Source organism: Kitasatospora sp. NPDC093558 (genome assembly GCF_040683475.1).
GTDB lineage: Bacteria > Actinomycetota > Actinomycetes > Streptomycetales > Streptomycetaceae > Kitasatospora.
In genome coordinates, this window is sequence record NZ_JBFBDY010000209.1 from 1 (window position 1) to 9,377 (window position 9,377).

The 9,377-nt window shown below is 74.7% G+C and carries 5 protein-coding genes and 1 pseudogene; 2 read left to right on the forward strand and 4 right to left on the reverse strand.

Annotated features, from left to right (window positions below; translation table 11 throughout):
- Window positions 1–95 (forward strand): annotated as a pseudogene (locus AB0O00_RS20150) (ATP-binding protein); the annotation flags it as partial.
- Between the two features lie 60 nt (window positions 96–155).
- Here the strand turns inward: AB0O00_RS20150 and cimA are convergent.
- From cimA to AB0O00_RS20165, 3 genes are all read right to left on the reverse strand, one after another.
- Entirely contained in the window at window positions 156–1,760 is a 1,605-nt protein-coding gene (gene cimA, locus AB0O00_RS20155) for a citramalate synthase (protein ID WP_363653623.1), read from the reverse strand.
- 361 nt (window positions 1,761–2,121) lie between these two features.
- Entirely contained in the window at window positions 2,122–3,234 is a 1,113-nt protein-coding gene (locus AB0O00_RS20160; RefSeq protein ID WP_363653625.1) for a branched-chain amino acid aminotransferase, read from the reverse strand.
- A gap of 280 nt (window positions 3,235–3,514) precedes the next feature.
- Window positions 3,515–4,552: a 3-isopropylmalate dehydrogenase gene (locus AB0O00_RS20165; protein ID WP_363653628.1), complete on the reverse strand. Its 1,038-nt coding sequence runs from the start codon at window positions 4,550–4,552 to the stop codon at window positions 3,515–3,517.
- Between the two features lie 279 nt (window positions 4,553–4,831).
- Here AB0O00_RS20165 and AB0O00_RS20170 point away from each other — a divergent pair, with 279 nt between their 5' ends.
- Entirely contained in the window at window positions 4,832–7,255 is a 2,424-nt protein-coding gene (locus AB0O00_RS20170) for a YfhO family protein (protein WP_363653630.1), read from the forward strand.
- Between the two features lie 61 nt (window positions 7,256–7,316).
- Here the strand turns inward: AB0O00_RS20170 and AB0O00_RS20175 are convergent.
- The coding region (locus AB0O00_RS20175; RefSeq protein ID WP_363653632.1) for a S8 family serine peptidase at window positions 7,317–9,377 on the reverse strand (2,061 nt) is incomplete at its 5' end.

Sequence of the window (9,377 nt, forward strand, 5' to 3'; positions counted from 1 at the left end):
CCCCCGTCATCACCCTCGACGCCCGCCGCCGCGACAGCGCCAAGAGCGCCCTCATCACCCTCGTCGAACACGCCCTCCTCGCCCGCCTGCGCTGATCCACACGCCTGTGGCCCACGGATCGAACCTCCGTGGGCCACAGGCGGGTTGAGGGCTCGTCACTCGGTGGGCTCGACGCCCGCCCGGATCAGGCCGTAGGTGTACGCGTCCTCCAGGGCCAGCCAGGAGGCGGCGATCACGTTGTCGGCGACGCCGACGGTGGACCAGGTCGACGTGCCGTCGCTGGACTCGATCAGCACCCGGGTCTTGGAGCCGGTGCCGTGCTGGCCCTCCAGGATGCGGACCTTGTAGTCGACCAGCTCCAGCTTGGCCAGCTGCGGGTAGATGCCCTCCAGCGCCGTGCGCAGGGCCTTGTCCAGCGCGTCCACCGGGCCGTTGCCCTCACCGGTGGCGATCCGGCGCACGCCCTTGGCCCAGAGCTTGACCGTCGCCTCGTTGCCTGTGAAACCGTTGGGCCCCTGCTCGCTGATGGTCCGCCAGGACTCCAGCGTGTAGAAGCGCTCCCGGCTGCCGCGCACCTCGTCGCGCAGCAGCAGCTCGAACGAGGCGTCCGCGGACTCGTACGTGTAGCCGAGGTTCTCCTGCTCCTTGACCCTGGCGACCACCCGGCCGGCCAGGTCGCGGTCGGTGGAGAGGTCGTAGCCGAGCTCCTTGCCCTTCAGCTCGACCGAGGCCCGGCCGGCCATGTCGGAGACCAGCATCCGCATGGTGTTGCCGACCTGCTCGGGGTCGATGTGCTGGTACAGGTCCGGGTCCACCTTGATCGCGGAGGCGTGCAGCCCGGCCTTGTGCGCGAAGGCGGAGTAGCCGACGTACGGCTGGTGGGTGGAGGGGGCCAGATTCACCAGTTCGGCGATGGCGTGCGAGATCCGGGTCATCTCGGCGAGCCGGCCCGCGGGCAGCACCCGGCGGTCGTACTTGATCTCCAGCGCGCCGACCACCGGGAACAGGTTGGCGTTGCCGACCCGCTCGCCGTAGCCGTTCGCGGTGCACTGCACGTGGGTGGCGCCGGCGTCCACCGCGGCCAGGGTGTTGGCCACGGCGCAGCCGGTGTCGTCCTGGGCGTGGATGCCGAGCCGGGCGCCGGTCTCCCGGAGGACGTCCGCGACGATGTCGCGCACGCCGGCCGGCAGCATCCCGCCGTTGGTGTCGCACAGCACGACCACGTCGGCCCCGGCGCGGTGCGCGGTGCGGACGACGTCGAGCGCGTAGTCGCGGTTGGCCTTGTACCCGTCGAAGAAGTGCTCGCAGTCGATGAACACCCGGCGGTCGGCGGCCCGCAGGTACTCGACGCTGTCCCGGATCATCTCCAGGTTCTCGTCCAGGGTGGTGCGCAGGGCCAGCTCGACGTGCCGGTCGTGCGCCTTCGCGACGAGGGTGACGACGGGGGCGCCGGAGGTGACGAGCGCGGCCAGCTGCGGGTCGTCGGCGGCCCGGCCGCCCGCGCGGCGGGTGGCGCCGAAGGCCACCAACCGAGCGTTCTCGAGCTTGAGTTCGGCGGCGGCGCGGGCGAAGAACTCGGTGTCGCGCGGGTTGGCCCCGGGCCAGCCGCCCTCGATGAACCCCACCCCGAAGTCGTCCAGGTGCCGGGCAATGGCCAGCTTGTCGGCCACCGTGAGGTTGATGCCCTCCCGCTGCGCGCCGTCGCGCAGGGTGGTGTCGAACACGTGGAAGCTGTCGTCGGTACGGCTGACCTCGGTCATGACCCCTGGTTCTCCGTTCGGGGAGGTTTTGTACTGCTCTGCCGGTTTGTCGTTCCGGCTCCACTGTCCAGCATCCCGCGCGCGGCCCCGGTGTCCCCGAGCCCTTCGTGGGGGCTCTCGGCCGGTCCGGGAAAAACAAAAAACCCCTCGCGGGTGCGAGAGGTCTGCGCGCGGGTCTGGACGCTGGTGGTCGCTCCGCATCGGGTCCTGCGGAAGCGGTCACTGCGGACCGGCGCGCCTGCTGCTAATAATCAGCGAAAGCGAGGACACGCCGGCAGTCTGGCACACCCTCCGCGATCCGGCCCGCCCGTCTCGCGATGCGAAACGGTGCGGGCCGGAGGCGCTACGGGCGGTCCGACTATCAGACGATCTTGTGCATCCAGCCGTGGGCGTCGGCCGCCTGGCCGCCCTGGATGGCGAGCAGCGCCTTGCGCAGCTCCATGGTGATCGGGCCCGGCTCGCCGGTGCCGACCGTCCAGTCGCCGCCGTTGGACTTGACCGAGCCGACCGGGGTGATGGCGGCGGCGGTACCGCAGGCGAAGACCTCGGTGAGGGTGCCGTCGGCGTTGCCCTGCTTCCACTCGTCCGTGGAGATCTTCCGCTCCTCGACGGCGTAGCCGAGGTCGGCGGCCAGGGTCAGCAGCGAGTCACGGGTGATGCCGGGCAGCAGGGCGCCGGACAGCTCCGGGGTGACGACCTTCGCGTCCTTGCCCTCGCCGAAGACGAAGTACAGGTTCATGCCGCCCATCTCCTCGACCCAGCGGTGCTCGACGGCGTCGAGCCAGACCACCTGGTCGCAGCCCTTCCCGGCGGCCTCGGCGAAGGCCATCAGCGAGGCGGCGTAGTTGCCGGCGCACTTGGCGGCGCCGGTGCCGCCGGGCGCGGCCCGGACGTAGTCCTCGCAGAGCCAGACCGAGACCGGCTTGACGCCGCCGGGGAAGTAGGCGCCCGCCGGCGAGGCGATGACCACGAAGATGTAGGAGTTGGACGGGCGGACGCCCAGACCCACCTCGGTGGCGAACATGAACGGCCGCAGGTACAGGCTCTGCTCCGGCTGGTTCGGCACCCAGGCCTGGTCCTGCTGGACGAGCAGCTCGACGGCCTCGACGAAGGTCTCGACGGGCAGCTCCGGCATGGCCAGGCGGCGGGCCGAGGCCTGGAAGCGGGCGGCGTTGGCCTCCGGGCGGAAGGTGGAGATGGAGCCGTCGGCCTGGCGGAAGGCCTTCAGGCCCTCGAAGATCGCCTGGCCGTAGTGCAGCGTCATGTTCGCCGGGTCGATCTCCAGCGGCGCGTACGGCGTCAGCTGGGCGTCGTGCCAGCCCCGGCCCTCGGTCCAGCGGACGGTGACCATGTGGTCGGTGAAGACGCGACCGAAGCCGGGGTTGGTCAGCCGGGCCTCGCGCTCCGCGTCGGACAGCGGGCTGGCGGAGGGCTTGAGGTCGAACAAGATGGGCGCCTGGGTGGGCGTACTCATGGCTGTGTGTCCTTCACCGTGGGGTTGGTTCGGGCCGCCACCACCGGATGAACGTTGCGGCGACGAACATCCGCACGAACGCACAACGGCACGGCCCACTGTCGATACTCGCATCCAGAGGGCCGTGCCGAACAGTTGCGTGCTTCTTGGGAAGCTGCAAGCTGCGGTTATGCGGTCCGGCCCATCAGCCGGAATCCGCTTTTGGATCCGGCCCCGTCAGCCGGAACCCGTCTATTGGATCCGGCCCGCTAGCCGGAACCCGTCTATTGGATCCGGCCCGCTAGCCGGATACTCGGGCGGCGAGCGCGTCGCCGACCTGCGAGGTGCTGCGGGCGCCGGAGCGCTCGGCCAGGTCCGCGGCGACCGCGGCCTCGACCTTGGCGGCCTCGGCGGCCAGGCCCAGGTGCTCCAGCAGCATGGCGACCGACAGCACGGTGGCGGTCGGGTCGGCCTTGCCCTGGCCCGCGATGTCCGGCGCGGAGCCGTGCACCGGCTCGAACATGGACGGGAACTCGCCGCCCGGGTTGATGTTGCCGCTCGCGGCCAGGCCGATCCCGCCGGTCACGGCGGCGGCCAGGTCGGTCAGGATGTCGCCGAACAGGTTGTCGGTGACGATGACGTCGAAGCGCTCCGGCTGGGTGACGAAGAAGATGGTCGCCGCGTCGACGTGCAGGTAGTCGGTGGTGACCTCGGGGAACTCGCGGCCGACCTCGGCGAAGATCCGCGTCCACAGGTGGCCGGCGTGCACCAGCACGTTGTTCTTGTGGACCAGGGTCAGCTTCTTGCGCGGCCGCGCCTGCGCCCGCCGGTAGGCGTCGCGCACGACCCGCTCGATGCCGAACGCGGTGTTCAGGCTGACCTCGGTGGCCACCTCGTGCTCGGTGCCGGTGCGCAGCGAGCCGCCGTTGCCGACGTACGGGCCCTCGGTGCCCTCGCGGACGACCACGAAGTCGATCTCGGGCTGCCCCGCCAGCGGCGACGCGACCCCCGGGAAGAGCCGGCCGGGCCGCAGGTTGATGTGGTGGTCGAAGGCGAACCGCAGCTTCAGCAGCAGCCCGCGCTCCAGCACGCCCGACGGCACGCTCGGGTCCCCGATGGCGCCGAGCAGGATCGCGTCGTGGCCCTTCAGCTCGGCCAGCACGGAGTCCGGCAGCGTCTCCCCGGTCCGGTGGTAGCGCCGGGCGCCGAGGTCGTACTCGGTGGTCTCCAGCTTCACCTCGGCGGGAAGCGCGGCCCGGAGGACCTTGAGCCCTTCGGCCACGACTTCCTGGCCGATGCCGTCACCGGGAACAACTGCGAGACGAATCGTGCGAGACATGCTCGGACCCTACTCCGGTGTCCCAGGGGCTGACACCTCGTGTCCACGATCCGGACGCGTCAGGGTGGGGTCGAGAGGAAAGGGCTGCCGCACCAGCTTGGCAGAGCTGGTCCCGAAGCCGCTTCCAAGCCACTCGTTCGAGGGAGCGCGTACGCCCAGGAATGCGCTGGGGGCGTACGTAGGGTGGCGAAGGTCGGGATTCCTCGAAGGACGGGGCGCAGCGTGCGGGCTGGGTGGCGGCGGGAGGTGGGGGCCTGTGGGGGTGCGGCGGGGCTCGCGATGGGTGCGTACGCGCTGGCGGCGGGGGTCCGCGGGGCGTGGCCGCCCGGGGCGGACGACCTCGCTGTGCCGTTCCACGCCCACCTTTGGGACCTCCTGCACGGGCGGGCCTCCGGGGACCTCCTGTTCAACTGGAACAGCGGCTACGGGGTGCCGTTCCTCGCCGACTTCTTCGCCTACCTGATGAACCCGCTCTCCTGGCCCGCCGCGCTCCTCCCCCGCGACCAGGGCCATCTCGCGGTCTTCCTCGTCACCCTCGGGAGCATCGGCCTCGGCACCGCCCTGATGACGCATGTCCTCGGCCGCCTGCACGCGGGCCCGCGCCGGCTGCGCGCGCTCACCGCCGTCGGGTACGGGCTCTGCGCCTGGGTGCTGGGCTTCGGCGGGTCGGCGCCGAACTGGCTGTGGGGCCTGGTCTCGCTGCCGCTGCTGTGCCTGGCCGGCGACTGGTGCCTGCACGAGCGCCGCTGGGTGGTCGGCTCGCTGTGCGTCGCGCTGGCCTGGGCCGGCAACCTGTACACCGCCGCGATGGCCACGATCGCCGCCGGACTCGTCCTCGCCGTACGGCTGTTCGCCACCCCGAGGCCGTTCCGCCACCGCGTCCGGACCACCGGCCGGGCCGTCACGATGGCCGTCACCGGGATCCTGCTCGCCTCCCCCGTCCTGTTCGTCGCCGTAAGGGCCGCCCGGACCGCCCAGCCGGAGTCCCCGGTGGTGCCGCTCGGCCCGGACGGCCTCGGCGGGCACCTCGCGCAGCTGCTGCCCGGCACGCACGGCGGCGCCCCGGTGCCGGACGTCGCCATCGGCCTGTTCGGGCTGCTGCTGGTGTGCGGGCTGCCGTTCAACCGGCGGGTGCGGGTGCGCGAACGGGCGGTGTGGTGCGGTGCGCTGGCGCTGGTGGTGCTGAGCTTCGTCTGGACGCCGACGGTGCTGGTCTGGCACGGCCTGGCGATCCCGGCCGGCGGGCCGTACCGGGTGGCGTTCGCGCTGAGCGGGCTGCTGGTGCCGGCCGCCTGGGTGTCGCTGGCGCACCGGCCCGATCCGCCCGCCCTGCTCGGCGGGGCCGCCGTGGTCGCGGTGATCGCCGGGCTCGCGGCGGGCCGGCACTCCGTCCGGGCGTCCACCTGGGTGCTGCTGACGGTCGGCGGGGCGGTGCTGCTCGCCGCGCTGTGGGCGTTGGAGCGGTGGCACGCCGACCGGCGGGCCGGTGCCGCCCTCACCTGGGTGCTGGGCGGCGCGGTGCTCGGCAACGCCGTCTGGTCCGGGTACGCGGCGCTGGCCCCGGGGCCGGAAGGGACGGCCTCCGGCAGCGCCGTGCGGGCCGCCCACGCGGCCGTGCGCCAGGCCTCGGACTGGCCGGCCGGCCGCAGCGACCCGGGCCCGCACGCCTTCACCCCCAACGACCCGCTGCTCCTCGACGGCCAGGGCGGCGCCTACTCCAGCGGCTACCTGCCGACCGTCGCCGCGCTGCTCCTGCACGACCTCGGCGCGGGCTGGACGGCCGGCGGGCGGAGCACCGGCAGCGTCACCGACCCGGTCGGGCAGGCGCTGTTCGCGGTCCGCGCCCACCTGGACGACGGGCCGCCGCCGGACGGCTTCGCCCCCGGCCGGGCCGCCGCCCCGCCGCTGGTCACCGTGCTGCCGCCGGGCCACCGGGTGGACACCACCTCGGTGTGGTCCCGGCGGGAGTCGCTGCTCGGCGGCCCGGTGTACGACGCCCCGGTGCCCGTCCCCGCGGGCGGCCCGGCGCCGACCCTGCACGGCAGCAGCGGGTGGTCGCTGCCGGGCGGCGGCGCGGCGACGGAGTTCACGGCGGCGTGCACGCCCGGCGGGACGGCGTACTTCCACGGCGTCTGGTACCGGGGCACGGTCAGCGGCCTCGGCACCACCTACCGCAGCGACGGCGACCAGCCGACCACCGCCGTCCCGGTGCACCTGCTGGGCCCGGTCCCGGCCGACGGGCTGGTGCGGGTGGCGCTGCGGTCCGACGGGGTGAGCCAGCTCCCGGCCCGTCCGATCGGCTGCCTGCGGCCCGGCGCGCTGGAGGCGGCCGTGGCCCGGCTGACGGCGACCGGCGCGACCCGGGTCACGGCCGGCGGCCACACGCTCGCCGCCACCCTCCCGGCCGGTTCGACGGGCACGGCCCTGCTGTCCGTCCCCGCCACCGAGGGCTGGACCTGCGCGGCCGGCGACGGCCGGTCCGCGGCGCCGACGCCGGTCCTGGGCATGATCGGCGTCCCGCTGGGCGCGGGCGCGGACCGCGTCGCGTGCTCCTTCCGGCCGCCAGGCCTCACCGAGGGCCTGGTCGTCACGTCCGCGACCACGGCGGCCCTGGCCCTGGTCGCCGTCTTCACCCACTTCTCCCGCCGCCGCCCGCCGCACACCCCGCGCCGCGTCCGCCGCAGGGAGGCCCGTACAGGCTGACGGCACACAAAAAGGGGCGGCCCGTCGACACCGGCGGGCCGCCCCTCGTCTCACCCGGGCGTCAGGGCAGCGTGACCACCTCCGCCCGCCGGGCGCCCGGGTTGAAGTGGTGGAGCAGCAGCACCGCGGACTTGTCGCCCGCCGCCCGGCGGACGTCGAGGACGGTGCCGGGCAGCGCCGGGGCCGCGATGGCCGCCGGCCCGGCCACACCGGCCCGGACCGTGACGGCCGGGTGCAGCACGTCGACGGCGACGGTCGGCCGCACGCCCCGCAGGCCGATCGACGCGAAGGCGTCGGCCGGGTCCGGCTTGCCCTGGACGGCCGGGCCGGTCCACACGCCGTACCGCACCACGCCGTGGCCCTCCTTGATCCCCGGCAGGGCGCTCACCCGCACCGGCAGGACCAGCACCTCGCTGTCCAGCAGGGCGGTGTCGACGTCGCCCCAGCGGGCGTTGAGCGGCTGGACGTCCAGCTCGGCGCCGGTGCGGGCGTCGAGCGCGCGGGCGACCAGCACGTCGCTGCCGCGCTGCCGGTCGGCCTTCACGATCACGTCGGTGACGCCGTCGCCATCCGTGTCCAGCGAGACCCGCACCCCGTAGAGGCCGACGGGCGTCGCGGCCGGCGCCCAGAGCCGGGCGCCGAGGTAGAGCATCCCGGAGTCGGCGGCGGCGCCGACCGAGCGCAGGTTCGCCGCCCGGTCGCCGGGGAGTTCGACGCACACCACCTCCGGCGGCGGCGCGTCCCCGCCCGTCTTCACGGGCACGATGCCCGAGCCGGGCCGCGGTCCGGCGCCGCCACTGGGCGGGCAGTCGGCCCAGCGGGCGGCCTCCCCGCCGAGGGCGAAGGCGCTGACCAGGCCGGGCCGGTCCCCGGGGGCGCTGCTGCCGCCGAGCATCAGCAGGGTGCCGTCCCGGGCGGTGCGCACCGGGGCGGAGGCGGAGAGCCCGGTGGCGGGCCGCGGGGCCGCGAACACCGGCACCCGCAGCTCGGGCAGCGACGGGTCGGTGACGGGCCTGAGCAGGACCCGCCCGGACAGCTCGCCCCGGTACGAGCGGGCCTTGCCGCCCTGGACGGTGTCGAGGGTCGGGTCGGGCGCACGCCCCAGCTCCCCGGGGACGGTGAGCGTCACCCGGACGTGCGCGGTGCCGCCCGCCGGGACGTCGACCTGTTCCGGCGTCACCTCGTAGCGGGCGCCGGGCAGCTCGGTGGCCGCCGCGTACCGGGTGCGGTAACTCAGCGGCGCCGCCGAGTGGTTGCGCACCTCGATCTCGCGCCGCAGCGCCGTCGGGCCGCCGACCTCGACCGGCCCGAAGGAGACGCCGACGGCGCCCTCGACCGCGCCCTCCCCGGCGGCGTAGGCGACGGCCGGGGTGCGGACGGCCCGGTCCACCGCCGTCCGTCCGGCGCCGGTGCGTTCGGGGCCGTAGACCGGGCTGCCGCGGTCCGCGGCGAGGCGGGTGTCGACGGAGGTGTTCATGAGCGCCGCCTTGATCTCCTCGACCGGCCAGTCCGGGTGGGCGGCGCGGACGAGGGCGGCGAGCCCGGCCACGTGCGGGGTGGCCATCGAGGTGCCGTCCTCGCGCTGGCCGCCGCTGCCGCTGCCGGCCAGCGCGGACCAGATGCTCTCGCCGGGGGCGGCGAGGTCGGGCTTGACGACACCGGGCAGGCCGATGCCGCGCGAGCTGAAGTCGGTGAGGGTGTCGGCCCGTTCGGGCTGGAGCTGGGAGACCGAGCCGTGCAGCGGGTTGCCGGGGGCGGCCAGCCGGACCTCGGCCCCGCCGGCCGCGGCGGCCTGCCGGAGCCGCTCGCCGTCGGCGCGGGCGAGCAAAGCGACGGGGATGCGGTCGTTGCCGGCGATCTCCGGCAGGTGGTCGCCGTCGGCGGCGTAGAGCGCGCCGATCGCGCCCGCGTCGGCGGCGTGGTCGGCGCGCGGGCCGGAGTTGCAGGCCCGCTCGGACTCGCGGGTGGCCCAGGCCAGCACGGCGACCTTGCCCGCGAGCCGCTGCCGGTCGGCCGCGCTGAACGCGGTGCAGCCGTCCGCCTGGTCGGCGGGCAGCACGAGCCGGCCGTGCACGTCGGCGGTGGACCAGCCCTGGTAGCGCTCGCTCCAGTGGGCGGGGAC

Excerpts from the sequence above, each read along its gene's own strand:
- AB0O00_RS20160 (WP_363653625.1), bottom strand. The coding sequence starts at position 3,234 with ATGAGTACGCCCACCCAGGCGCCCATCTTGTTCGACCTCAAGCCCTCC.
- AB0O00_RS20170 (WP_363653630.1), top strand. The coding sequence starts at position 4,832 with ATGGGTGCGTACGCGCTGGCGGCGGGGGTCCGCGGGGCGTGGCCGCCC.
- cimA (WP_363653623.1), bottom strand. The coding sequence starts at position 1,760 with ATGACCGAGGTCAGCCGTACCGACGACAGCTTCCACGTGTTCGACACC.
- AB0O00_RS20165 (WP_363653628.1), bottom strand. The coding sequence starts at position 4,552 with ATGTCTCGCACGATTCGTCTCGCAGTTGTTCCCGGTGACGGCATCGGC.